This window comes from Afipia sp. P52-10 (assembly GCF_000516555.1).
In the GTDB taxonomy this organism is placed as follows: Bacteria; Pseudomonadota; Alphaproteobacteria; order Rhizobiales; family Xanthobacteraceae; genus P52-10.
This window is the reverse complement of record NZ_AZSJ01000003.1, coordinates 1304228-1328697: the sequence shown is the minus strand read 5'-3', so window position 1 is coordinate 1328697 and position 24470 is coordinate 1304228. Positions and strand designations below refer to the sequence as shown.

The window sequence follows — 24470 nt, the reverse complement described above, 5'->3', positions numbered from 1 at the left end:
CGCCGAATCAGTGTCCTATCCGGCGCGCGAAAGATGATTTTCTGCCATGAAAGCGAAGTGCCGTACAGGGGCTTATCTCGCCTTTTAAGCTATTGAATAAATGATATTTTTTGGCGCTTTTTCAAGGCCGGTTCTGGCCTTCGCCAAGGCCTTTGAAAACACCAGTAAACAAGGCCCGCGCCGGTGCGATTCGCGTTCCCAAAAGGGTTCATTGGCTGCGTCCGATGCGGCCGGTTTCGACATGGAAAATGTCGGCGCGATCGGTCACGGCGGCGAACGCCGCCGGATCGGCGCCGGTCATCCAGACCTGCGTGCCGAGCCGCTCCAGTTCATCGAACAGCGCGGCGCGGCGACCAGGGTCAAGGTGCGCGACGACTTCGTCGAGCAGCAGCAGCGGTGCGATGCCGGTCATTTCCGCGACGAGGCCCGCATGGGCGAGAACAAGGCCGATCAGCAGCGCCTTCTGTTCGCCGGTGGATGCGTCCTTCGCCGGCATGGTCTTCGGTGCGTAGACGACGTTGAGATCGGTCAGGTGGGCGCCATCGAGGGTGCGACCTGCGGCGGCGTCGCGGGCGCGGGACTCGCGCAGGATGGCGCGGTAGCGGTCCTCCACGGCCAGCGCGGGTTCCGTCAGCAACTCGATTTCCATCCAGCCGTCGAGGGTCAGGGTCGCGGTCGGAAACGCCGAGGCCGCCGCGCGCGCGGAGAGCGCCGCCTGCAGCCGCGTGACGGTTTCGCTGCGCATCGCAGCCACCGCCACCGCAAGCTGGGCGGTCTCGTGCTCGATCGCATCGAGCCAGTGGGCGTCGGGACGGGGATTCTCCAACAGACGATTGCGGGAGCGCAGCGAGCGCTCCAGTGCAGAGACGCGGCTCGAATGGTTGGAATCGATCGCGAGCACGAGACGGTCCAGAAAGCGTCGCCGCTCGGCCGCGGCGCCGATGAACAAGCCGTCCATAGCGGGCGTCAGCCAGACCATACGAAGGTGGTCGCCGAACGCTGCGGCGGACGAAACCGGCTCGCGGTCGATGCGGCAGCGGCGTGTGGTGCTGGTTTCGCCCACAATAGGCGTGTCGATGCCAGTGCCGAGGGTTGCCAGGCCGAAGGCGCCCTCGACCTCGGCAGAGACGGCCCAGGAGCCGTCGCCTTGGTTGTCGGCGAGATCGTCGAGAGTGGCGCGCCGCAGGCCGCGGCCTGGCGACAGAAACGAGATCGCTTCGAGGCAGTTGGTCTTGCCGGCACCGTTCGGCCCCGCCAGCACCACGAGATCACGGCTCACGCTGACACTGGCCGCGCGATAGTTGCGGAAGTGCGTCAGGCTGAGGCGCTGGATGCGGGACACAGTCATGCGGCGGCGGACGATAAAGACAGCATGGAGCCGTCATACGCGCGTTGCGCGCGCGTATCCATGCGTTTCACAGGAAAATGGCCGATTCCTGGTCGCCACAGTCGCCGCGAATGTTGCGCGAAACTGCGCCGCTTACACGCGCATCGGCATCAGGACGTAGAGCGCGCCCTTGGAATCCTTGTCATGGATCAGGGTCGGGGAGCCAGGATCGGCGAGCTTCAACACCGCGACTTCGCCTTCGATCTGCGCCGCGATATCCAGCAGGTAGCGCGAGTTGAAGCCGATATCCAGCGCATCGGCGGCATACTCGACCTCGAGCTCTTCGGTGGCGCTGCCCGAATCCGGATTGGTCACCGACAACACCAGCTTGCCGCTCGCGAGCGCCAGTTTCACGGCGCGGCCGCGTTCCGAGGAGATAGTCGAGACGCGATCGACGGCGGCTTCGAAGTCGCGCTTGTCGACGATCAGCTCCTTATCGTTGTTTTGCGGGATGACGCGGCCGTAATCGGGAAAGGTGCCGTCGATCAGCTTCGAGGTCAGCACCACGTCGCCGATGGTCAGGCGGATCTTGCCTTGCGACAGTTCGATGGTGACCGAAGCCTCGTTGTCCTCGATTAGCCGTTGCACCTCGCCCACAGTCTTGCGCGGAACGATCACGCCCGGCATGCCGCCGGCGCCGTTCGGCAGCGGCAGGTCGATCTGCGCCAACCGATGGCCGTCGGTGGCGACCGCGCGCAACGTCGCGCTCTTCGCCGTGCCGGCATTGTGCAGATAGATACCGTTCAGGTAGTAGCGCGTTTCCTCGGTGGAGATCGCGAACTGCGTGCGGTCGATCAGCCGCTTGACGTCGGCAGCACCGAGGGTGAAGGAATGGGTCATCTCGCCGGCGGCGAGGTCGGGGAAGTCACTCTCCGGCAAGGTCTGCAGCGTGAAGCGCGAACGGCCCGCGCGGATGCTGAGGATGGCGCGATCGCCGGTCGCCTCCAGCACGATCTGCGATCCCTCAGGCAACTTCCGCACGATGTCGTACAGCATATGCGCCGGGACGGTGGTCGATCCGCCGGTGGCAACCTCTGCCGCCAGCGTCTCCGTGACCTCTAGATCGAGGTCGGTTGCCTTCAAGCTGAGCCGGGCATTCTCGGCCCGCAGCAGCACGTTGCCGAGGATGGGGATCGTGTTGCGGCGTTCGACGACGCGATGGACATGGCCCAGCGACTTGAGGAGTTGCGCGCGCTCGACGGTGACCTTCATTTACCCAAACCCGCCCGATCGATTGAGGAGCCGCAATCCCCGGAAGGAGGCCGTGCGGCAGCTAGCTGGCAGGACCGGGAAGGCCCCGCCGAGGGGTTCGCAGGGTGGCGCGGATGCGCGTCGAGCGCAAGGCTTCCGCCCCGCGCGCGACGTATTTTCACAACGATTTCCTGAGCTTTCTTGCCTCAGGCAAGTCCTAGGTCTCGTCCGTTGGCCTAATCCTGGAGCAGCCGCTTCAGGAGTTCGACCTCCTCCGCCAGGGTCGTATCCTTGTTGACCAAGGCTTCGATCTTGCGGACCGCGTGCAGCACCGTCGTATGGTCCCGGCCACCGAACCGGCGGCCGATTTCCGGCAGCGAGCGGAGCGTGAGGGTCTTCGACAGGTACATCGCGACCTGGCGTGGCCGCACCACGTTCGCGGTCCGCCGCGACGACAGCAAGTCGGATCGGCTGACGTTATATTGCCGGGCCACGACCCGCTGGATATCCTCGATCTTGACCCGCTTCGGTTCCTGCGGCCGGATCAGGTCGCGGACCTCACGCTCGGCCATCTCGAGCGTGACTGCATGGCCGCTCAAGGTGTTGTGCGCGAGCAGGCGGTTGATGGCGCCTTCCAAGTCGCGGCCGTTGTGGGTGATCGAGCGGGCGAGATATTCCAGCACCGGCAGCGGCACGTCGAAGCCCGCATGATGGGTGCGGACGGTCGCGACCCGCGATTTCAGGATCTCCAGCCGCAGCTCTTCGCCGAGCGAGCCCATCTCCACCACGAGGCCGCCCGCGAGGCGGGAGCGAACGCGATCGTCGAGGCTTTCGAGATCGGATGGCGGACGGTCGGCGGCGATCACCACCTGACGGCCGGAATCGATCAGCGCGTTCAGCGTGTGGCAGAATTCGGCCTGGGTCGATTTGCCCTGCAGGAACTGCAGGTCGTCGATCACCAGCACGTCGATGCCGCGCAGCGTTTCCTTGAACGCAAGTGCGGTCTGGTTCTTCAACGCCTGGACGAAGCCGTACATGAACTTCTCGGCGGTGAGATAGAGCACCTTGCGCTGGCCGCCGGCATTGCCGGCGAACGTCACCGCCTGCAGCAGGTGCGTTTTGCCGAGGCCGACGCCAGCATGCACGTAGAGCGGATTGAACATCACTGGCTCGCCGCGGCGCCCTTCGGCGACCTGCTTGGCGGCGGCATGGGCAAGCGTGTTCGAACGTCCGACGACGAACGTGTCGAAGGTCAGGCGCGGATCGAGCGGGGAGGAGCCGAGCGCGTCGGAGCTGTCGGCAGCCGGAGTGGCGGTTCCATTGATGCGCAGGCCGTTGATCGCTTTGCCGACGTTGCGGTCGCTACGCAGGTCGTCGGCGGTCTTGGCATCCTTGTTGACCGCAGCGGCAGGGCGCATCGGCGTGCGCACAGTGAGATCAATGCGCTGCAGAGTTGGTCGTTCCGCCTGCCAGCATGACAGAACGCGATCGGCATAATGGGCCTGAATCCAGCTCTTCAGAAAGCGCGTGGGAACCGACATGTGAGCCGCATCGTCGCTGATGCTTTCGAGGTCCATACGCGCGAACCAGCTCGAGAAGACGTCTTCGCCGACAGTGGAACGCAAACGTCCTTTTACGCGGGACCAGCAGTCGTTTTCTTCATTCGCCATTTGCGAGGATCTTTTCAGTTCAAGCCGTGGAAATAAGTAAACCTTTAACGGTTTTGTTGGATGCTTGCTGCAGAAGGGGGAATAGCTGCTGCAGCGACCCCGCATGACAACGGCGTGTTGCTATCGACGCTGAGAGAGCCTGCTGGCGCGCTCGCCAGCAGGGTCGGGTGTATCGATAGGGAGCCGTTCTCAGCTAGGTCAGCATCGACTCGGCGGCTTGAACACCGAGGAGCAGGCAGACGTCCGGACCGCACCTTGCATGTGCTCCGTCGTCACGGAGCCACAATCGATCGACTGGCGAACAGTTCGGATCATTGTAGTTGGCACCGTCAAACTCTGCCTGCTTTGCATAATAAACCCCCGCCCCGTCGCGAATGATCGCGACAAGCTTTCCAAGATCGTCAGTTGTTCAGATTCAGTTTGCGGTATTGCAGCGGTTGGTCGCTCGGACCAACGTACAGCACCGGTTACGCCGCGTACTCTAACTTCACCACTTCAACTTCAACCGCACGTCTCATTCTGTACGCAACCGACACACTCACGAGCGGCAAAGCACGACCATTCTCATAAACGCATGAGTGCCAACTCATCGTCTTGGGGATCGTCGCTCAACGCGCTCGCTACAGACTGCACGCTCACCTACGATCAAGAACCGTACTGGCTCAGAGATTGTCGGCGCCGCGAACAAACTTAAAAAAACATAAGCCCACAGCACTCGCAACGCATTTAATTTCGTTGGTTCGTGCGCGTGACTGTTGACTCCGACACACGCTTTGCGAAGCGGTTGTTATCAGTAGAAGCAAGAGATTGAATCTTCGCGCTGATTCGAAGTGTGACAGTCCGAGTCGGCGAAGATGTCACGGCAAAATATATTTCTTAAAAGCGTCATCGCGATCGGAGCGATTGCGCTTGATTTCCAAGTACTGCATTCAGCTATCTGTCTAAGTGGTTCTCAGTTCGCATATTTTTGTGAGCAATCATTTCATCCAACCTTGCCGATGAAGATGCAGATGCAAGAGGATTCACGAAGCGGTATGTGCATGCGTGTGAGCGAGGCATATGGTGGATCGTGCAACAGCAACTGCATTGTTGTCGTGCATCGCAATGAGACACGCCGCGTTCGTCGTTGCTGTTTTGAATGATAAAAAACAAAAGGCATCATAAAACAAAAAGCCCGGCGAAGCCGGGCTTTCGAAAACAGATGTATCGCAGCGCGGCGAATTACTTCGCGAGCTTGCTGATCTGATGCGTCAGACGAGACACCTTCCGGCTCGCGTTGTTGCGATGGACGATGTTCTTCTGCGCAGCCCGCATCAGCTCGGGCTCGGCGATCGCCATCGCCTTGAGGGCCGCCTCGCGGTCGCCGTTGTTGACTGCCTCTTCGACTGCGCGCACCGAGTTACGCATGCGCGTGCGGCGCGCCTTGTTGATGGCGGTGCGCCGGGCAATCTTGCGGGTCGCCTTGCGGGCGGAAGTGGTATTCGCCATTCTCTCGCTATCCTTCGGACCGCGCCTCTGCGCTGACAGTTGCCGTCTGCGCTCGTGTGACGCCGGGTGTTGTTAGGGCCTGGTGCTCAAAACCGGGTGTTCAAGCTGCTCTGAAAGAACATCGGCGGCGGGATCGCGCCCACCGCCATTCCCGCGCCTTATAAGCGGCTGCCCGGATATCGTCAACGCCGGAAGCCCTTGGTTTTGCGGCAAACGGACCCCATTGGCCTCGGAAACCGGCTGTTCCGGTTGAATTTACGACGGTCGGCGGCTATTTCCGGGCCGGGCGGCCAATCTGGGTGGGAGCATGATCCGGGGTCTATTCCGATTTATCGGCCTGTTGCTGCTGGCGGCAGGCTTCGTTTTCCTGATCTATGACGGCCAGCGCTCGATCGCCGATCAGACCCTTCGCCTGACCCGCCTCGGCGAATTCTGGAACGATATCCATCAGACGAGTCAGCAGGCGTTGCGGGGTGCGGTCGAAACCAATGCCCCATGGCTTTGGCATGCCATCAGCAACTTCCTGCTGGATCAGCCGGCTTGGGCGGTGCTCGGCGTGTTGGGGATCCTGCTGATGGTGCTCTTCCGGCCGAAGAAGAAGCTGATCGGCTACGCGCGCGATTGATCCAGGCCCCGGATTTGATCGCCCGCTCCCATCGACGGCCACAGCCATTATATAGTGTGGCGTCAGATGAGATGTGCCGTAGAGTGCTTCCCGTCCCCCTGATGGGCCGGCAGTGACTCCGGCGGCAACCACGCAAGGAGGCGACCGATGTGGTTCACGCGCAAGTCCCTGGAAATGCCGACGGCTGCTGAGGCGCTGCCTGGGCGTCCGACGCCAATCCCGACCGCCAAGCGTCACTTCGTCAACGGCCATCCGTTGCAGCCGCCGTTTCCGCAAGGCCTGCAGCAGGCGGTGTTCGCGATGGGGTGCTTCTGGGGTGCCGAGCGCAAGTTTTGGGAGCTCGGCGATGGCGTCTTCACCACCGCCGTTGGCTATGCCGGCGGCTTCACGCCGAACCCGACCTATGAAGAGGTCTGTTCGGGCCAGACCGGGCATACGGAAGTCGTGCTGGTCGTGTTCGACCCGGCGCAGATTTCCTACGAGCAACTCTTGAAGACGTTTTGGGAAAATCACGATCCCACCCAAGGCATGCGCCAGGGTAACGACATCGGCACTCAGTACCGTTCTGCGATTTATACGTTCGGCGAAGCCCAGCAGAAGGCGGCGAATGAGTCGAAGGTCGCCTTTGGCAAGGCGCTTGCGGCCAAGGGCTATGGCGTGATCACCACGGAGATTGCTCCCGTGGGCCCGTTCTATTTTGCCGAAGACTATCACCAGCAATACCTCGCCAAGAATCCGGCGGGCTATTGCGGCCTCGGCGGGACCGGCGTGTCCTGCCCGATCGGGGTGGGTGTGACCGCCGCATGATTTTTTAACCATAAGGCTGCGGTTCAAACGCTTTCTTAACCATAACCAGCGCTAATCGGACCTGTCTCTTTTGGGGATTTGAGTCCGGTGCAAGCGTCGCGCGTTCTTCGAGGGTCACTGGTCGCTGGTTTGGCGGCTCTGGCATTGTCAGGGTGCATGCAGCGCCGCGGGCCGGTGGCCGCCGTGCCGCAACCCAAGGCAGCATCCAGCCTTGATGCGATGGCTTATAGCCCGGCCGCCTATGGCCGGACCCCGCCGGTCACTGGACCTCGCGTTGCTGCAGCAGCCGGCCCGGTCGCTGCGTCGCCGCCGCCGGTCGTCATGGCGCAGGCGGTCGCGCCAACGCGGCCCGGCTTGCTGAACAGTCTCGGGATCGACCGTCGTAGCAGACGCGCTGCACCGATGCCGGCCGTCATGCCTGCTGCCATCCCGTTGCACGATCCGGCCTATCATCTCGATGCAGGCGACCGGTTGCGCATCGTCGTCTACGGTCAGGAAGGATTGAGCAACTCCTATTCCGTCGATGCAGCCGGTGCGATTACCATGCCGCTGATCGGAACGGTGCCGGCGCGCGGTGCGACGCCGGCTCAGCTTGCGCGCGCCATCACCTCCCGCCTGCAGAACGGCTTCATCCGCGAGCCGTATGTCGCAGTGGAGATTGAGGCCTATCGTCCGTTCTTCATTCTTGGCGAGGTGGCCGCACCCGGTCAGTATCCGTACGTGCCGAACATGACGGCAGAAAGCGCCGTCGCCATCGCCGGCGGGTTCACGCCGCGCGCCAAGCGCGGTACGGTGGAGATCACCCGGACCGATCCGATGATGGGGCCAGGCCGGATCGTCGCTCCGCCGAACATGCCGCTGCAGCCAGGCGACACCATCGTCGTCGGCGAGCGCTGGTTCTGAGGTTCGCGCGCGACCGGCGAGGCCGCGTCGGCGAAGCGGATGCCGCAGCCTTGCGAAATGACGCGTCTGCGGATGCGATCCAACGCTCGTGCGTAAGCAGCAACAAGCGTGCCCGAGCATTCTCCGACATGTGCATCCGACTTTTGCGCGTCGCGCACGCGGGTGTTTCCGCGTAGTGGATCCTGTCCGCGTCAGCTGGTGGTTGCCTTGGTCGCGCAACGCCTCGCGGCCAAATGCCCCTCCTGAAAACGACAGGGTTCGCGAAAATCCCAAGAGTCCCTCGTTCAATCATGTAAGATTGCGAACGACAGCCGGACTTAGGCTGCAGCAAGGAGGGAATGATTGATGCGTGTTCTGTTTTCGGCCCGGAGCGCGGCGCGAATCGCGTCCGCGGTTGCGCTGGTGGGGCTCGGCGCCGTGATGGCGTCGGGGGCTGCGGCGCAGACCTATCCGGATCGCCGGATTACTTTCGTCGTGCCTTATCCCGCAGGCGGTGCGACCGACGTGGCCGCCCGGCTGCTGGCCACCAAGCTTCAGGAGTCCTGGAAGCAGACCGTGGTCGTGGAGAACAAGTCGGGCGGCGGCGGCATCGTCGGCAACGACTACGCGGCTAAGGCACCGGCGGATGGCTATACGGTGCTGGTTGGCATCACCCATGTCATTCAGGCGCCGACGCTGGGCATCAGCCTGCCGTACGATCCATTCAAGGATCTCGCGCCGGTGACACAGGTGGCGATCTCGCCAATCGTCTTCGTGGTGCCCGAGCAGCGTCCCGAGAAATCGATGAAGGAGTTCATCGCCGCGGTGAAGGCGAGCCCGAAAGGCTTTCCCTACGGCTCGTTCGGCAATGCCACCACATCGCATCTTTACGGCGAACTGCTGAAGAAGGTCGCGGGCATCGAGATGACCCATGTGCCGTACCGGGGCGCGGCCCCGCTCGCCAATGACCTGATCGGCGGGCAGGTGAATGGCGGCTTCATCGATCTGACCACCGGCGGTCCGCAACTGCGTGCGAACAAGCTCCGTGCGCTCGCCGTAGGCGGGGAGCGGCGCAAGGATGCTCTGCCGGAGGTGCCGACGCTGGCGGAGCTTGGCTATCCGGGGTTCGAAGCGGAGGGCTGGGTCGGCGTGTTCGTGCCGGCCGGGACGCCGAAGGATATCGTCAAGAAATTGTCGGACGAACTCGCCCGGATCATCAAGTCGCCGGACGGGGCGGAGCGGCTGAAGGGCGTCGGTCTTGACCCCGTCGGCAACGAGCCTGAAGCGTTCGCAGCCGTTCTGCGCAAGGACTTCGAGCGCTGGAAGGTCGTCTCCGATACGGCAGGCGTGAAGGCCGAGCAGTAAGCCCGGCCTCGCGCGTATCGCATCGGCATCACCTCAAGGCGGTTACGCCTTGAGGTGATTTATGCCCTGAGGTGCTTGGCAAAGAAATCCAGCGTGCGCGGCCAGGCGAGGTCGGCGCTCTTCTTGTCGTAGCTGGCGCGCTCGTCGCAGTGGAAACCGTGCTGCGCGCCCTCGTAGACGAAGATCTCCGCCTGCGGCTGCTTCTTGCGGATGGTTTCGACGTCGGTCAGCGGGATGCCGGCGTCCTTCTCGCCAAAATGCAGCATCAGCGGCACCTGCGGCTTCTTGTCGGCGTCCTGGGCGATGCGGCCGCCATAGTAGCCGACCGCGGCCTTCAAGCCGTTCAGTTGCGTGGCAGCGAGGAAAGCCATCGAACCGCCGAGGCAGAAGCCGACGATGCCGACGCCGCCCGCGCTCTTGACCGCGTCGATCGCGGCCTGGGTGTCGCGCAGCATCGCGGCGAAATCGGCGCCGCCGACCATCTTGCGCGCAGCGGCGATCTCGTCGGGGGTGTAGCCGGTCTGGAAGTTGGGCGACATGCGATCGAAAATCGCCGGGGCAATGGCGACATAACCCTCATCGGCGAAGCGGTCGGTCACGGCGCGGATATGATGATTGACCCCGAAAATCTCCTGGATCACCACGACGGCGCCTTTCGGCGTACCCTTCGGGTCAGCGCGATAGGCACCGAGCTTGAAGCCGTCCGAGGCCGTGAGCGTTACATCCTGTCCCATGCGATATCCTTTTTGATTGTTCAGACCGGGGGGCCTGCGAGAGCGGGATAGCGAAAGCTGCTTCGCCGGAATGGCCGATCCAGCTTTCATGAACCTGTACAGCCCTAGCATAGGCCACTAGAAGGTTTTTTGAAGAGCATTTCATCCCGCTGGAGCGGCTGAAAAGGCAACGGTTCACGCTTCAAACCCAAGGAACAAGGAAAAAAGCAAATGCAGAAGGTTCTGGTCGAGAACAATGCCGACGGCACAACGCTGATCACCATCAACCGCCCGGAGAAGCGCAACGCGATCTGCGCGGAAACCGCGCTGCTGCTGCAGAAAGCGTTCCAGGAGTTCGAGGCCTCGCACACCCAGAAATGCGCGGTCATTACCGGCGCCGGCAACGATGCGTTCTCGGGCGGAGCCGACACCGGAAATTTCCCGGAACTGTGGCGCTGCATTCCGACCGTGGGGTTCAAGACCGAGAAGCCGATCATCTCTGCCGTCGGTGGCTGGTGCGTCGGCGGGGCGCTGGTGCTGTCGATGATGTGCGATCTGACGGTCTCGGCGGAGAACGGCAAGTTCTCCTATCCGGAAGCGAAGATGGGCTTCACGGGCGGCTTGATTGCCGGTCTTGCCGCGCGCATTCCGCACAAGCTGGCGATGGAGATGGTGCTCCTGTGCCGCATGTTCGATGCGCAGCGCGCCTACAATGTCGGTCTGATCAATCAGGTCGTGCCGGTCGGCCAGCAGGTGCCGACGGCGTTGGCGATGGCGCGCGAGATGACCGAGATGTCGCCGCTGGTGCTGAAGACGCTGAAGCGCTTCGTCACCGAGACGGTGCTGGCGCAAGGTCCGTCGGAGCAGTCCGGTCGCGCCCAGCGTTCGCTGGTGGCGGTGAAGGAAGATCCGGATGCCGCCGAGGCGATCGCTGCCGTGAAGGAGAAGCGGAAGCCCAAATACAATTCTTGGTAAGCGGCTATTCCCGGTAAGACGCCTTCCAATCTGGCGAAGACCTTATCGACGTTCCGACGCTATCGGCCTGATCCGATCCCTCGGATCAGGCTCTTTCATTTCCACATCCAATTCCGCTCCCAGTCGCCTTTCCATCCGGTCAGGCGGCCGTGGCGGAATTGCAGGAACAGTTTCGCATCGACCGCAAAATTGACGGCACTGGGCCGCTCGGCGGCCAGAAGCTCGTTGCCCGGCTTGCCGCGGATGTAGGTGAGAGGCACGCCGAGCGCCGCTGAGGCTTCCGCAATGTTCATGCCAAAAGCGAGCGGCCGATTGTTGGACAGACGGTCGGTGAACGGACCGCGGTGCCAGGGCTCGGCCGTTGCTGTCGTCGCTGGCGCAACCGCCGCAAGCACGATAAGCGTTGCGAAAAGCTCTCTCGCCTTCATCGGACCGATCCTTTGGACGTGCGCAGAACGTTTGCGCGGACAGTAGACAAAACCGGTGGCGTCCGAAAGCGGCGAGACGATGGAGGGCAGCGATTCAGGCGGTGCAGAATTTCGTCTGCTTTGACGCCTGGCGGGAAGCGACGGCGATGCCTCGCTCGCGCTGGAGCATCCGCATGGCGTGGCCGTCGTTCCGGTGCCTAAGGACGGAGCGGGCCGCGGATGGATGATCCCTTGAAAGCCGCGCCTTCATGGGTCAGCAGCCAGTGTTTGCGTTCGATGCCGCCGCCATAGCCGGTCAGGCCGCCGTCGGCGCCGATCAGGCGATGACACGGCACGACGATGCTGACCGGATTCGCGCCGTTGGCTGCGCCGACGGCGCGCACGGCAGCCGGCCGGCCGATCCGTTGAGCCAGTGTCGCGTAGGTTTCCGTGCGGCCCGGCGTGATCTCGCGGAGCGCCGTCCAGACACGGCGTTGGAAGTCGGTGCCGCCGGTCTTCACCTTGATGCGTGTGAGAGCAGCGAGGTCGCCGTTGAAATAAGCATCGACATGGTCGCGGATGATGGCGGCGACGGGCGCCTTGCGCAGCGTGCGGCCGCCCTCCGCTGCATAGTGCTGCCGCAACAGGCGCAGCATGCGCGGCTCGTAATCGTGGAAGTCGGCGGCGCAAAGGGAGCCGTCCTCGTCGGCGACAAGCAGCATCGTGCCGATCGGCGTGCGGATACGATCGATCAGAAGGGTGATGGTGGTCTCGGCGGTGGCGCGCATAGCGTGGGTTCTATGCAGCGACATCGGCCGGGCCGCCGGCCTCGCCCAGCGGATCATGCGCGCCGGCCAGCAGGTGGGCAGCCGCATAGGCGCGCCACGGACGCCAATGCTCGGCGTGGCGCGCCAACGCTTGCGACGACATCATGCCGGTGCCGGTCAGGCGGCTGATCGCGGCACGCAACCGCCCGCTCGCCGGATCGAATGCATCGTGGGGAGCCGCGCCGTCGGTGCTCGATGCATCGCTGGCGGCGTCTTCATCCCAGCGTCCCGCGATGCGCAGGCCGGGCCGCCGCTGCACCAGCGGCGCAAGCAGAGCGTCCTCGGACAGTTGCTGGCCGATGGCGATTGGATCGGCGGCGAGGTCGAATACCCGGCGAATGCGCTGCACGATGCCGGGCAGCGCGGTGACGATCGGGAAGCGGATGATCGCCTGCAATGCATTCGGCTGCTGGCGGGCCAGATGCACCTGGATCGTCCCGGTCGCTCCGTCGAGTTGGATATCGCGGCGCCAGCCGTCATGATCAACGATCTCGCCGCCAGCGCAGCGCGCAGCAAGCGACGCGAGCATTCCGCCCCAGTCGTAAGGCGGGGCGAACGGCAAAGTCAGGGTGATGGTCGAGGTCATATCCTCGCCGGCGGCACTCTGTGTCCGCGCATGCCGGAATGCGCCGGGCGGCTTGCCGTACAGCTTCTGAAATACGGTGTTGAAGCGCCGCACGCTGCCGAATCCGGAGGCCAACGCCACTTGCGCCAGCGGCATCGGCGTTTCCGCCAGAAGCTGCTTGGCAAACAGCACGCGCCGGGTCTGCGCCACGGTGATGGGCGACGCGCCGATGTGCTGCTGAAACAGCCGCCGCAACTGCCGCTCGCCGATGCCAAGCCGCATCGCCAGTTGCTCGACGCCGGCGTGTTCGCCATCGAGAGCGCCGTCGGCGATCAGGGCGAGGCCGCGCGTCACGGTGTTGGATGTGCCGCGCCAGATTGCGAGATCGGGCGAGCATTCGGGGCGGCAGCGCAGGCATGAGCGGAACCCGGCCTCCTGCGCAGCCGCTGCCGTCGCGAAGAAGACAACGTTCTCCCGTTTCGGCGTGCGTGCGGGACAGATCGGCCGGCAATAGATGCCGGTGGTCTTCACGCCGGTATAGAGCCGTCCGTCAAACCGGGCATCCCTGGCGGAGATGGCGCGGTAGCAGGCATCGTGGTCCAGGATCATGACGCCATTCTGCCAGACATCCGACGTGGAATCTCGCCGCTTTCGGACATGACAGGATGTTGGCAACTAGGCCGCCGGCATCCTGTCTTGGGTTTGGTGGCCAGTTCAGGCCGCCGGCAGTTTCTCCACATAGGAGACGATCGCCGCGTTGAACGCCTGCGGCTGATCGATGTTGGAGGCGTGGCCGGCATCGTCGATTACGACCTTCTGGGCGCCGGGAATCTTCGCTGCCATGTAATCGGAGGCTGCGATGAACGGCGTATCCTTGGAGCCGACCACGACGAGGGACGGCACCTTGATATCGCCAAGCTTGTTGATCACATCGGCATTGCGCTGGGTCAGCATGCCGCGCGCGGCCTTGGCAAGGCCGATCGCGTCGCGGTGGACGGCGTAGGCGCGCTCGGCGCTGCCGCTTTTCAAGGTCGCAAGGCCGTCCTTCTCCAGCGAGTCGGCTCGCGAGCGTGCGTTCTGGTTCCAGGCTTCGCGCGCCTCGTCCTTCTTGAACCCTGGGCCGGTGTCGATGATCAGCAGCGAGCGAACGCGTTCGGGATGCTTGTTGTAGAAGGCGAGCGACATGTAGCCCCCGAGCGAGAGGCCGCCGACGATGGCTTTCTTTGCGCCGACCTGATCCAGCAGGGCCGCCATGTCGGCGACCGTGTGCGCCTCACTGTAGGCGGATTGGTCCGCCGGGTAGTCGCTCTGACCATGCCCGCGCATGTCCCATAGGATCAACGTGTGCTTCTTCGACAGCGGTTCGATCTGACCCTGCCACATCTGCGCCGTAGCAGAGTAGCCGTGCGTCAACAAAAGCGCGGGGCCGGAACCATGTACCTCGTAGTAGATGTTGACCCCGTCGCGGTTCAGCTTGGGCATCGTGTTCGCTCCCAGTTCGGTTTGTTCTGTCGTTTTGAGGACGTCGATCTTAGCGGCTTCCGTGACGGAGAAAACCGCTGAGGCGTTGCGAGCCGGTCTGCCAGCAATGCAGCGGTGCCGCCCATGCATCGGTCCAGATCGGGGGAGGTGAGTTATGTCAGGCCAGATGCTGATTGAACCAGTCGACGGCGGCTCGATAAGTCTGTTCGAAATGTTCGCGATAGACGCCGTAATGCTCGCTGTTCTTGATGACGACCAGCTTCTTCGGTTCGCCGGCTTCAGCGAACGCCTTGAGTTGCAGGTCGGTTGGCGTTGTGGTGTCGTTGTCCGGCACGATCATCAGCAGCGGCGTCGGTGCGATGCGCGAAACGAACGCGCCAGGTACGTAGCCCATGTGCAGGTCGCGGCTACGCAACGTCACCTTGTTCGGATAGAGCTTGCCGGCGTCTCCCTGGTGCAGATGCTCGTAGCTGACCGTGCCTGGTTCGGTCACGGCGACATACTGAGGCGGCTCGCCACGGAACCGGGCTTCGTAATCGGCGTCGATCTTGCGCCGCATCTCGGCATAGCCTTCGTCGCCGAGCCGCCGGCGCAACGCCACATAGCCATCGACAGTGAAGGCCTGCGCGACCACGCACTTCACCCGTCGGTCCATTGCCGCCACGACCAGCACATGGCCACCGGAATAGCTCGTGCCCCACAGGCCGATCTTCTCCGGATCCACTTCCTTGCGGCTGCGCATGAAGCTGATGGCGTGCCGCATGTCGAGGATCTGCCGCCAGGGGTCGATCTCCTGGCGCGGCTCGCCGTCGCTGGAGCCAAGATTGCGATGGTCGTACAGCAACACCACGAACCCCGCATCGGCGAACGGTTTGGCGTGCAGGTCCTGTTCCTTGATGGCGGAGAAGCCGTGGCTGACGATGATCGCCGCGCGTGGCTCTTTCAGGTCGTCGGGAACGAACAGCCAGCCGCGCAGTGTGACGCCATCGGCATCGAACGAAACATCCAGGCGCATGTGCTGTCTCCCCTTTGTTGCGCCTCAGCGTCTGACTGCGCTGAATTAAACTTCCTTAACAAACGCCGGTCGCGATCCGAAGCCGTGCAAATGCGCGAGCGACCGGCTCTTGCTGCATTCCTAGAATACTGGCGCGACGCCGCGCCGCATCGGTTCGTCCCTTGAGGAACCACAATCGGAACAATTAGCTAGTAGGACGGTGCGGACATCGGTCTGCACCTGAGGAGGAGGACAATGAGTTATTTTCGGACTGCCATCCTGCTGGCCGGCCTGACGGGCCTGTTCATGGGTGTTGGCTATCTGATCGGCGGTGCGGGCGGCGCGACGGTCGCGCTTGTCCTCGCAGCCGGCATGAACCTTTTCGCGTACTGGAATTCGGACCGCATGGTGCTGTCGATGCACGGCGCCCAGGAGGTCGACGCGCGCTCCGCGCCGGAGCTGGTGCAGATGGTGGCGGAGCTGGCGCGGAACGCCGAGCTGCCGATGCCGCGCGTCTTCATCATGCATGAGGATCAGCCGAACGCGTTCGCGACCGGCCGCAATCCGCAGAATGCCGCGGTCGCGGTGACGACTGGTTTGATGAATCACCTCAGCCGCGAAGAACTTGCCGGTGTGGTCGCGCATGAACTCGCGCACATCAAGCATCACGACACGCTGCTGATGACCATCACCGCGACCATCGCCGGTGCGATCTCGATGCTGGCGCAGTTCGGTATGTTCTTCCGCGGCAACAACAACAACGGACCGGGCCTGATCGGCTCGCTGGCGATGATGATCCTCGCGCCGATGGCGGCGATGCTGGTGCAGATGGCGATCAGCCGGACGCGCGAATATGCCGCCGATGACATGGGCGCGCGCATCTGCGGTCAGCCGATGTGGCTGGCCTCCGCGCTGGCGAAGATCTCCAATGCCGCGCACCAGATTCCGAACCCCGAGGCTGAGCGCAATCCGGCCACCGCGCACATGTTCATCATCAACCCGCTGTCGGGGCAGGGCATGGACAACCTGTTCGCGACCCATCCATCGACGGAGAACCGCATCGCCGCGCTGCAGCAGCTCGCAACGCAGTTTGGCGGCCGCGGTGGCTTCGCACCGGCTGCGCCGACGTCCGCCCCTCCGGGCGGTCCGTGGGGTGCTGGCACACGGCGTGGCCCTTGGGGCTGACTGCCGCGTATGTCGTGAGGTTTCGAGCCTCACCAATGAGGATCAGGTGACGTATTCGGATCGTTTTTGAAACAAGAAGGGCCGGCGATCGCCGGCCCTTCGTCGTTTTGCCGAATGACGCTGCCGCTCATTCTGCGGTGATGTTGGCGTCCTTGATCACCTTGGTCCAGAGCCCGACGTCCTTGGCGATGATCGCCTCGAACTCTTTCATGGGTGCGGGCTTCGGTTCGCAGCCGGCGGTATCAAGCTTCTTTTGCACGTCGTCGTTCGCAAGCGCCGTATCGAGTGCCTTGCTGATCTTTTCGACGATCGGCTGCGGCGTCTTTGCCGGCAGCACGATGCCGAACCAGGGCATCACCTGGGCTTCGCTGAAGCCCTGTTCGGCCAGCGTCGGCGCGTCGGGGAAGTATTTCGAACGGCCACCGTCGTTGATCGCGCCGATGATGCGGATCGCGCCGGACTGCACCTGAGCCAGCGTCTGGTTCGCCGACAGGAAGGTCGAATTGATCAGTCCGTTGGCGATGTCGGGCACCATCTGCGGGAAGCCGCGATAGCCGATGCCGGTCACCTCGATGCCGGCGAGGCGCTTGAATAGTTCGAAGCCGAGATGCGTGGTCGAGCCCTTGCCCGGATGGGCGTAATTCAGCGTTCCGGGTTTCTCCTTCGCCAGTTTGACGAATTCGGCCACCGTGTTGGCTTTCATTGAGACCGGCACGACGAAGAAGTTCGGTGCCTTGCAGATTTGGCCGACAGCGGCGAAGTCCTTCACCGGATCCCAACGCAGATTGGGATAGAGGCCGGGGCTCGCGGTAAAGAAGGTGGTGGCCAAGAGCCACGTATAGCCGTCGGGGTCGGCGCGGGCCACTTCCTCGGCGGCGATGGTGCCGTTGGCGCCGGATTTGGATTCGACGACGATGGTGCCGTTCAGAGCCGGAGCCATCTTGTCGCCGACGATGCGGGCGAAGACATCGGTGACGCTGCCAGGCGCATAAGGAATGACGATGCGGATCGGCCGGTTCGGATAATTGCTTTGCGCCAGGGCTGCGGGGGCGCCGCAGCTCAAGGTCACTGCGATTGCCAACGCGGTGATCCGGCCTGGTGTCATGGTCATGGCGATGAAGATCCTCTCTCACAGGCGCTGTTCTCCGGCAGCGCTTCTTTGTTCTGTTGTGCGGAACGATGGCCCGCTAAGCAGAACGCGATATCACACTGGATGGTTCGCGCGGCGAGAGCAAGCCCGACGCCCGAATGGGCCAATGCAGGTGAAGAGGTTGGTTAGGGTGAAACGGCCGTGCGGTTTAGCGCCAGGTGCTCGCGCCGCCGACATCGATGCCGATGCCGCCGCCGATCCGTACGCAGGTATCGGAGCCTTCGAGCTTGTAGAAACCGGCGCCATATTCAGGACATGGCTTCATGCCGCTCGGTCGCTCGGCGGGCCGCGCGGTACGTGTTTCTACCGGTTTGCGTACGGCGCGCTCCTTGGTCTGCTGCGCTTGCGCCGCTGCGGGCGGGATCAGCATGGCGGCGAGGGATAGCAACAGGCCGGTACGTCGGCTTGGGGTTAAGGTGAATGTCATCGCATGTCCTGTGAGCGATCCGGCTCGTCTCATGGTCCGTCTTGTCTAGCCACCCGTCTTGGCTGTTCGTTGCGAGTCTATCCGACATCGTGTCGGCAATGAGGTTCGCCAGATGCGGTCGGCGCTGCGGGCGCGTCGATACCATATCCGATCCTATGATAGGCTGTATCCATCCTGGCATTGAATGGAGCGGGACGATGCAGCGCATGGCCGGCTTCTCCGAAATGCGGCAACTGATTTGCGGGTTCTCGGTATCGGCGGCCACGTCAGCCATAGCCGAGCTTGGTGTCGCCGACCTTCTGTCGGCGGGACCGCGTAGCGTCGCCGAATTGGCTCAGGCGAGCGGAGCCGACTTGAGCGTCTTGCGGCGGGTGATGCGCTTTCTGGCGAGCGAAGGTGTCTTCGAGCAACACGAGGGGGACGTGTTCGCCCTCAACGAGCGCTCGCAATGGCTGAAGGCCGACATCCCCGGATCGCTGCGGCCGCGCGCGAGCTTTGTCGGCAGCGCGCTGAACTGGACTGCCTGGAGCGGCTTTCTCGACAGCGTGCGGACCGGACGGTCGGCGTTGCAGGCGGCTTCGGGCAGGACGCTGTTCGATGTCGTCAAGAGCGATCCAGGCGCTGCGGCCACATTCAACCGCTTCATGGCCGATCAGACCGCGACTTCGGTCGAAGCCATCCTTTCAGCCATCAGCTTCGCTGACGTTCGCGCGTTCGTCGATGTCGGCGGTGGGCGCGGTGCCCTGGTCGCAGGCGTATTGCGGGCCAATGCGTCGCTTCGCGGCACGCTGTTCGATCTGCCGGAGGTCATCGTCAGCGCCGGTTCGCTGCTGGACCAGGCAGGCGTTGCCGATCGGTGTCGGATGGTCGGTGGTGACTTCTTCGAGGCTGTGCCGTCGGACGGCGATCTCTACGCGCTCAAATTCGTGCTGCATGATTGGCCGGATGCCGAGTGCATCCGTATTCTGCAGAACTGTGCGCGGGCGATGGCCGCTGACGGACGCGTGCTGGTGATCGAGCACGTTGTACCCGAACATGGCGGATCGCACTTTGCTCGCTTCATGGATATGAACATGCTTGCATTGACGGCCGGTGGTCGCGAGCGGACGCAGGCCGAGTTCGCGCAGTTGTTCGCTGCCGCGGGCCTAAAGCTCCGGCGCGCGTTCCCCACCCCGATCGACATCGTCGCGTTGGAGTGCGTGTCGGTCTAGGCTGTCTTCGGTTGCTGTCGCCGCAGGCCGAGCCCCAATCCAATCCAGCCGGCGCCGGCGAAGATCAGATCGATGCCGAGAAACATGCCAAGGATGTAGATGCTGGAGATCGGCCATCGCAACAGGATCAGCACACCCAGCAGCAGTGTGATAATGCCGGACAGCAGAATCCATCCCCACGCGGCTTCGCCCTTGACGCTGAACGCGAGCACGATCCGCATCACGCCGGAAGCGACCAGCGTCGCGCCTAGGATCAGCGTCAACAGTACGGCGGCGAGGATCGGGTTCTGAAACGTGACGAAGCCGCCGACGATGTAGAGAAGCCCGATCAGAACCCAAAGCAGGAATCGACCCCAGGTTTTGATCTGGAAAGCGTTGAACACCTCAGCGACGCCGGCAACGATCATCATGATGCCGACGACGAATACGCTGGCGAGTGTTGCCGTCGCGACGCTTCCCAGCGCGATCAAGCCAGCGATCGCGTAGACGATGCCGAGTGCGACGATCCAGCCCCATTTGCTGCGCAGGGGCGTCAGGTCAGTGCTGGCGGGAGGAGCGATCGACGTGTCAGGCGCGCTGGTCATGGCGGCTGCTCCGTTGCAATGGCTGTTGGGAGCGTAATCCTCGTTCCGCCACGAGGCAAGCGAACAGTGCGGCACGCAAACCTGACGCGCCGGCTCGATGGTTAACGGAGACGGCGCGGCGCTGTTCAAAACGGAGATGACAAGACCGATACGCGTCTATCGTCGCGGCTGTTCGCTCACCAATACATGTGCGGTTTGCGTGGACCTTGCATGCAGCGTTGACGTTGCAGACGGTGCTTTCGGCGATTGTCGCGATGCCGGTCCGCTTGCTACGGTCGATCAACCAGAACAAGGGGAGGAGACACATGTTCAAAGGCGTCGATCATATCGTGGTAGCCGTCAAGGATCTGGACGCAGCCGTGGATCGCTACAAGACCATCTACGGCATGGATGTCAGCGAGCGCCGCGACAACGAGGCCGCGGGGATGAAAATGGCGTTCTTCCGTTTCCCCGATTCCTACATGGAACTGGTCTCGAACCTGGGTGACAAAGGGCCGATCGCCAAGCGGTTGAACGACCTCGGCGAAGGTGTGCACCTGATCGCCATGAAGGTCGACGATCTTGAGAAGACCATTGCCGAATTGCGCGAAAAGGGCATTCGCCTGGTCGGCGATCCCGGGCCCGGCAACCCGGTCAAGGGACAGGTCTTCGTGCATCCGTCGATGACCGGCGGTGTGTTGACCCAACTGGTCCAGCGCTGACATTTTCACGCTGCTGCGGCAACGGTGGGGAGCGCCCCGCGCGTTGCCGCATGCGCTCATGACTGCACTTCCGGTATCTCAACAAACAGCACCAGGCTTCTTCGTCATGTCATTTCCGCTGCCGAACTTCTCGATCGATCTCAAGGGTCAGACCGCCCTCGTCACCGGAGCGTCCGCCGGACTGGGACGGCGCTTTGCCAAGACCTTGGCGAAGGCGGGCGCCAAGGTCGCGATCACCGCGCGGCGGCTCGAGAAGCTGGAGGAGCTGGCGGCGGAGATCAAGGCAGAGGGCGGCGAGGCCCTGCCGGTGCAGCTCGATGTCACCGATGCGGATCAGTTGATCGGTGTGGTCGGTCAGGTCGAGCAGAGGCTCGGCACTGTTACGATCCTGGTCAACAACGCCGGCATTCCGGATGCGCAGCGCGCCACCAAGATGTCGGTCGATCTCATCGACCGCGTACTCGATACCAATCTGCGCGGACCGTACATCCTGTCGTGCGAGGTCGCGCGGCGCCTGATGGCTGCCAAGCTTCCCGGCCGCATGGTCAATATCGCCTCGTCCGCCGCCTACAACTACAGCGGCAATGGCGCCGCGCTCTATTCGATCAGCAAGGCGGCGATCGTGCGCATGACCGAGGCGCTTGCGGTCGAGTGGGCACAGTTCAACATCAACGTCAACGCGATCGCGCCGGGCGCTTTCATGTCGGAGATGATGGATGGCATGCTCCAGCGCAAGGGCGATATCACCAAGGCTTTTCCCCGCCCCCGCATCGGCGATCCGGCGCAGCTCGACAGCACGCTGTTGTTTCTGGTCTCGCCCTCGTCGGACTTCGTGTCCGGAACCTGTGTTCGCGTTGACGACGTGCAACGTGGGCGCTGAGGACGCTTCATGACGGCGTAGTGGGCAGAGTTGGCTTTAATTTTGCGGGACCGGACTTAGCTGGGCGCGCGGATCAGGCGTGACGCACCGTTCGAACGGGTTCGGCCGCAGGGCCAATCCGAACGTCGATTGTCGGGGGCGCGCGCTCAGCTAATGCGCAACCGGCACGGCGGTCGCGGATGTCTCGCTCGCGAAGGTGGCAGAAGACGACGTCCCCGCCTCGCTGTTGAGGACGACCGGGACGGCCGACACGGCCGGCAGGCGCTCGGCCTTGATCCGCGATCTGGAGATCGGGCGGAATGTGATGCGGCTCCGTCGCGCCTTGCTTGCGACCATCAGGCCGTTGGCGTTGGCGACGATATCGCCACTGCGGATGGTGGGATCGTTATCGATGTTGACATAGGACAGGCCGGTCGTGCTCGATGCCAGGCACGAGCATTGCGGCACCATTTCGTTACGGAAGCGAAGGGCATTTGGCAGTCTTGCATAGGACCTGCCGTCCTTGTTCACCGCCGTTTCGATGCTGGAGCCTTTGAAGACCGATGTCTCGGCGTTCGGACAGATGCTTTGGCAGGTCGCTTCGCCGCCGGCAGCGATCGGATAATAGCGGCCGTCGCAGGTGCGAACGCAAAACAGCCGGCTTGCCTTCGCGACTTTCGCAGGCGCGGGCCGGGGCTTTTTCCGGAACGATTTGGTCACCCTAAGGTGGGTCGGCGGTGGAGCAGCCTGCTGGATCGGATCGTTGCTGGATGACCCGAACAGGTCGAAGAGGTCTTGAGCAAAGGCAGATGGCGCGCTGATACAGGCGCCAATGAAAACGACGGCAGCGAGATACGCAGACGTACGCATTTCCGACCCGTTACGATGATCCGCTTATCGGGTTGTATGTATTGACTGATTTTCTATCAGAGGTTGAGACTATTTTCCAGAGCATTATCGCTGCCCAGGATGACAGGGTTACGACGCGGTTGGCAGCCAGTGGCCTGTTGGGCTAAAATTTGAAGCGGTTTTAAGAGGTTAGCCGGAAAAGGGGCTCCGGCGCGGCACCTTGTCGAAGGCGCGGTCGGTTTGAGGCTCTATCAGTCGCTTCGGTAGCCCTGCGGCGGCGGCAGATGGATCAGCTCGCCAAGCCGTGCGTAGGTCGGCCCGCCGACCCGTGCGACGGGCCGCAGCTGCGCCTGGTCGATGCGGCCGTCGCGATAGAGACGATCGGCGACATAGAAATGGACGATCTGACCGATGATGACCGTGTGCGGCTCGTTGCCGACATCGAACATCTGCACCTGTTTGCACTCGAAGCAGATCGGTGATGCCTTGATCCTTGGCGGTGTGACGGTGGTGCTCGGGCTCAAGGCGATGCCGAAAGTCGCGGGTTCGCTCACATCCGGCGGCAGGCTCGCCGAACACTGATGCATCTGCACGAGCAGGTCTTCGTTAGCCACGTTGACGACGAACTCGCCGGTGGCGCGGATGTTGCGCGCCGAATCCTTGTCGCCGTTTCGGCGCGAGCTGTGGAACACGAGCAGCGGCGGGTCGGGCGAAATCAGCGTGTAGGCGCTGTAGGGCGCCGCGTTGACGACGCCCTCCGCCGACTGCGTGGTGACCCAGGCCACGGGCCGGGGAACGATCGCGCCGGTCATCAGCTTGTAGGCCGTCGCGCGATTGAGGGTGGCTGCATCGATTTCCATGGCGCTCAAGCTCACCCAGGCTGGAGAGCTTTAAATGACATTATTCTTGCGTAGCGTGTCGCGCGCGTCTGCCGTGTAACCTGCTGCGGCCAACACCTCGTCGTTATGTTCGCCAAGCCGCGGTGCCGGACGATCGATGGCGCCGCCGCCATGCGCAAGCTTGAAGCCTAAGCCCGCCAGCCGCGCCGGACCGTTCGAGGTCGGCACCTCGTGGATCGCCTGCCGCGCGGCAATTTGCGGATGGCCGAGGATCTCCTGCAGCGTCCAGATGCTGGCGCATGGTGCGCCTGCCTCGTTGAGGATTGTTTCCCATTCGCGCGCGCTCTTGGCTGCGAGTGCGGTTTCGATGATCTCGCGCAAGGCCGTTTCATTGCGGCCGCGCGCGATCTCATCGGCGAAGCGCGGGTCGTCGAGGACGTCGGCGCGGCCGAGTCCCTGCATCAGCGCGCGGACCTGCCGTTCGAAAGTCACCGCGAGCAGGATGTAGCCGTCGCCGGTCGCGAACAGATCGGCGGTCGGTGCAAGGCTGACGGCCCGATTTCCCATCAGCGCGGGCGTAACGCCGGTCATCGTGAAATCCGCCACCTCGCTCGACAGGAAAGCGATCGCTGCCTCCAGCATGGAGACGTCGATGAGCTGCCCTTTGCCGGTCTGGCTCCGATGATAGAGCGCGCTGGCGATGGCAAACGCCGCCGTCGAGCCGGCGATAACGTCGCAAACCGCAAAGCCTGCGCGGGTCGGGCCGGTGCTCGCGTGGCCGGTCATCGCCATCAGCCCGGACATCGCCTGGATCTTGCCGTCGTAGCCGGCGCCGAGGCGATCCGGACCGGTCTGGCCGAAGGCGCTGATCGAGCAATAGATCAAGCGCGGATTGAGCGCGGAGAGAGCCGCGTAGCCGATCCCGAGCCGATCCATCACGCCCGGCCGGAAATTTTCCGCCACCACGTCGGCCTCCGCGGCCAGTTGCTTGACGATGGCGATGGCCTCCGGCTTCTGCAGGTCGAGGGTCAGGCTGCGCTTGCCCGCGTTCACTGCCTGCCAGCGCGGCATCAATCCCTGCTCGCGAAGCGCGTTGCTGAGTGGTGTGCGGCGCATGTCCATGTAGCGGAGGTCCTCGCCTTCGCGCCGCTCGACCTTGACGACATCGGCACCCATCAGGGCGAACTGGAAGGTGGCATAAGGGCCTGCCAGAACCTGGGTGAAATCCAGGATCCGCACTCCGTCGAAGGGTCTGGTCATGCGAAACGTCTCCGCAATTGCACGAAA

General features: G+C 63.2%; 25 protein-coding genes. 9 read left to right on the top strand and 16 right to left on the bottom strand.

The window, feature by feature from the left end:
• Nucleotides 1-208: 208 nt before the first annotated feature.
• The 4 genes from recF to rpsT all read right to left on the bottom strand — a co-directional run bounded on the left by recF (nucleotide 209) and on the right by rpsT (nucleotide 5736).
• Entirely contained in the window at nucleotides 209-1348 is a 1140-nt protein-coding gene (gene recF / locus X566_RS07605; protein ID WP_034464929.1) for a DNA replication/repair protein RecF, read from the bottom strand.
• 132 nt (nucleotides 1349-1480) lie between these two features.
• Complete coding sequence (dnaN, locus tag X566_RS07600; protein ID WP_034464926.1) at nucleotides 1481-2599, bottom strand: DNA polymerase III subunit beta; 1119 nt, start codon at nucleotides 2597-2599, stop codon at nucleotides 1481-1483.
• Between the two features lie 215 nt (nucleotides 2600-2814).
• A complete protein-coding gene (gene dnaA, locus X566_RS07595) occupies nucleotides 2815-4248 on the bottom strand; it encodes a chromosomal replication initiator protein DnaA (protein ID WP_034464924.1) in 1434 nt (477 codons plus the stop codon).
• A 1221-nt stretch (nucleotides 4249-5469) separates the two neighbouring features.
• Nucleotides 5470-5736 (bottom strand): 30S ribosomal protein S20, encoded by a 267-nt coding sequence (rpsT, locus tag X566_RS07590; protein WP_034464921.1) that lies wholly within the window; start codon nucleotides 5734-5736, stop codon nucleotides 5470-5472.
• Between the two features lie 307 nt (nucleotides 5737-6043).
• Here rpsT and X566_RS07585 point away from each other — a divergent pair, with 307 nt between their 5' ends.
• The 4 genes from X566_RS07585 (at nucleotide 6044) to X566_RS07570 (ending at nucleotide 9415) form a co-directional block, all read left to right on the top strand.
• A complete protein-coding gene (locus X566_RS07585) occupies nucleotides 6044-6361 on the top strand; it encodes a hypothetical protein (protein WP_034464919.1) in 318 nt (105 codons plus the stop codon).
• 147 nt (nucleotides 6362-6508) lie between these two features.
• Nucleotides 6509-7168: a peptide-methionine (S)-S-oxide reductase MsrA gene (msrA, locus tag X566_RS07580; protein WP_034464917.1), complete on the top strand. Its 660-nt coding sequence runs from the start codon at nucleotides 6509-6511 to the stop codon at nucleotides 7166-7168.
• Nucleotides 7169-7255: 87 nt separating this feature from the next.
• Nucleotides 7256-8071, top strand: a complete 816-nt coding sequence (locus X566_RS07575) for a polysaccharide biosynthesis/export family protein (RefSeq protein ID WP_034464914.1) — start codon at nucleotides 7256-7258, stop codon at nucleotides 8069-8071.
• Between the two features lie 345 nt (nucleotides 8072-8416).
• Entirely contained in the window at nucleotides 8417-9415 is a 999-nt protein-coding gene (locus X566_RS07570; RefSeq protein WP_051443945.1) for a tripartite tricarboxylate transporter substrate binding protein, read from the top strand.
• A 59-nt stretch (nucleotides 9416-9474) separates the two neighbouring features.
• On the opposite strand, the gene X566_RS07565 is transcribed toward X566_RS07570, so the two are convergent.
• Complete coding sequence (locus X566_RS07565) at nucleotides 9475-10149, bottom strand: dienelactone hydrolase family protein (protein ID WP_034464912.1); 675 nt, start codon at nucleotides 10147-10149, stop codon at nucleotides 9475-9477.
• Nucleotides 10150-10359: 210 nt separating this feature from the next.
• Between X566_RS07565 and X566_RS07560 the strand changes: the two genes are divergently transcribed.
• The gene (locus X566_RS07560) at nucleotides 10360-11103 is read left to right on the top strand and encodes an enoyl-CoA hydratase/isomerase family protein (protein ID WP_034464909.1); all 744 of its coding nucleotides are present in this window, start codon (nucleotides 10360-10362) and stop codon (nucleotides 11101-11103) included.
• A 95-nt stretch (nucleotides 11104-11198) separates the two neighbouring features.
• Here X566_RS07560 and X566_RS07555 read toward each other — a convergent pair whose 3' ends face one another.
• The 5 genes from X566_RS07555 to X566_RS07535 all read right to left on the bottom strand — a co-directional run bounded on the left by X566_RS07555 (nucleotide 11199) and on the right by X566_RS07535 (nucleotide 15399).
• Nucleotides 11199-11531 carry a hypothetical protein gene (locus X566_RS07555; protein ID WP_034464906.1) on the bottom strand — a complete coding sequence of 111 codons (333 nt, stop codon included), beginning with the start codon at nucleotides 11529-11531 and terminating at the stop codon, nucleotides 11199-11201.
• Nucleotides 11532-11728: 197 nt separating this feature from the next.
• Complete coding sequence (locus X566_RS07550) at nucleotides 11729-12298, bottom strand: methylated-DNA--[protein]-cysteine S-methyltransferase (protein WP_051443944.1); 570 nt, start codon at nucleotides 12296-12298, stop codon at nucleotides 11729-11731.
• A 10-nt stretch (nucleotides 12299-12308) separates the two neighbouring features.
• The gene (locus tag X566_RS25495; protein ID WP_051443943.1) at nucleotides 12309-13511 is read right to left on the bottom strand and encodes a bifunctional transcriptional activator/DNA repair enzyme AdaA; all 1203 of its coding nucleotides are present in this window, start codon (nucleotides 13509-13511) and stop codon (nucleotides 12309-12311) included.
• Nucleotides 13512-13616: 105 nt separating this feature from the next.
• A complete protein-coding gene (locus X566_RS07540) occupies nucleotides 13617-14384 on the bottom strand; it encodes an alpha/beta fold hydrolase (RefSeq protein ID WP_034468176.1) in 768 nt (255 codons plus the stop codon).
• A gap of 157 nt (nucleotides 14385-14541) precedes the next feature.
• Complete coding sequence (locus X566_RS07535; protein ID WP_034464903.1) at nucleotides 14542-15399, bottom strand: alpha/beta hydrolase; 858 nt, start codon at nucleotides 15397-15399, stop codon at nucleotides 14542-14544.
• Between the two features lie 234 nt (nucleotides 15400-15633).
• On the opposite strand from X566_RS07535, the gene htpX reads away from it, so the two are divergent.
• Entirely contained in the window at nucleotides 15634-16563 is a 930-nt protein-coding gene (gene htpX / locus X566_RS07530; RefSeq protein WP_034464902.1) for a zinc metalloprotease HtpX, read from the top strand.
• 127 nt (nucleotides 16564-16690) lie between these two features.
• Here the strand turns inward: htpX and X566_RS07525 are convergent, their stop codons facing one another.
• Together X566_RS07525 and X566_RS07520 are read right to left on the bottom strand one after the other, a co-directional pair.
• Nucleotides 16691-17674: a tripartite tricarboxylate transporter substrate binding protein gene (locus X566_RS07525; protein ID WP_051443942.1), complete on the bottom strand. Its 984-nt coding sequence runs from the start codon at nucleotides 17672-17674 to the stop codon at nucleotides 16691-16693.
• Between the two features lie 187 nt (nucleotides 17675-17861).
• The gene (locus tag X566_RS07520) at nucleotides 17862-18140 is read right to left on the bottom strand and encodes a porin (protein ID WP_034464900.1); all 279 of its coding nucleotides are present in this window, start codon (nucleotides 18138-18140) and stop codon (nucleotides 17862-17864) included.
• Nucleotides 18141-18337: 197 nt separating this feature from the next.
• Here X566_RS07520 and X566_RS07515 point away from each other — a divergent pair, with 197 nt between their 5' ends.
• Nucleotides 18338-19351: a methyltransferase gene (locus X566_RS07515; protein WP_051443940.1), complete on the top strand. Its 1014-nt coding sequence runs from the start codon at nucleotides 18338-18340 to the stop codon at nucleotides 19349-19351.
• Here the strand turns inward: X566_RS07515 and X566_RS07510 are convergent.
• Nucleotides 19348-19935, bottom strand: a complete 588-nt coding sequence (locus X566_RS07510; RefSeq protein ID WP_034464899.1) for an HdeD family acid-resistance protein — start codon at nucleotides 19933-19935, stop codon at nucleotides 19348-19350. The genes X566_RS07515 and X566_RS07510 overlap by 4 nt on opposite strands.
• 305 nt (nucleotides 19936-20240) lie before the next feature.
• On the opposite strand from X566_RS07510, the gene X566_RS07505 reads away from it, so the two are divergent.
• Both X566_RS07505 and X566_RS07500 read left to right on the top strand, forming a co-directional pair.
• Complete coding sequence (locus X566_RS07505; RefSeq protein WP_034468173.1) at nucleotides 20241-20636, top strand: VOC family protein; 396 nt, start codon at nucleotides 20241-20243, stop codon at nucleotides 20634-20636.
• Nucleotides 20637-20742: 106 nt separating this feature from the next.
• Nucleotides 20743-21516, top strand: coding sequence for an SDR family NAD(P)-dependent oxidoreductase (locus tag X566_RS07500; protein ID WP_034464898.1), 774 nt, complete (start codon nucleotides 20743-20745; stop codon nucleotides 21514-21516).
• Between the two features lie 150 nt (nucleotides 21517-21666).
• On the opposite strand, the gene X566_RS07495 is transcribed toward X566_RS07500, so the two are convergent.
• From X566_RS07495 to X566_RS07485, 3 genes are all read right to left on the bottom strand, one after another.
• Nucleotides 21667-22365 (bottom strand): DUF2865 domain-containing protein, encoded by a 699-nt coding sequence (locus X566_RS07495; RefSeq protein ID WP_051443938.1) that lies wholly within the window; start codon nucleotides 22363-22365, stop codon nucleotides 21667-21669.
• A 230-nt stretch (nucleotides 22366-22595) separates the two neighbouring features.
• Complete coding sequence (locus X566_RS07490) at nucleotides 22596-23204, bottom strand: flavin reductase family protein (protein ID WP_034464896.1); 609 nt, start codon at nucleotides 23202-23204, stop codon at nucleotides 22596-22598.
• 30 nt (nucleotides 23205-23234) lie between these two features.
• Nucleotides 23235-24443, bottom strand: coding sequence for a CaiB/BaiF CoA-transferase family protein (locus X566_RS07485; protein WP_034464894.1), 1209 nt, complete (start codon nucleotides 24441-24443; stop codon nucleotides 23235-23237).
• Between the last annotated feature and the right edge of the window lie 27 nt (nucleotides 24444-24470).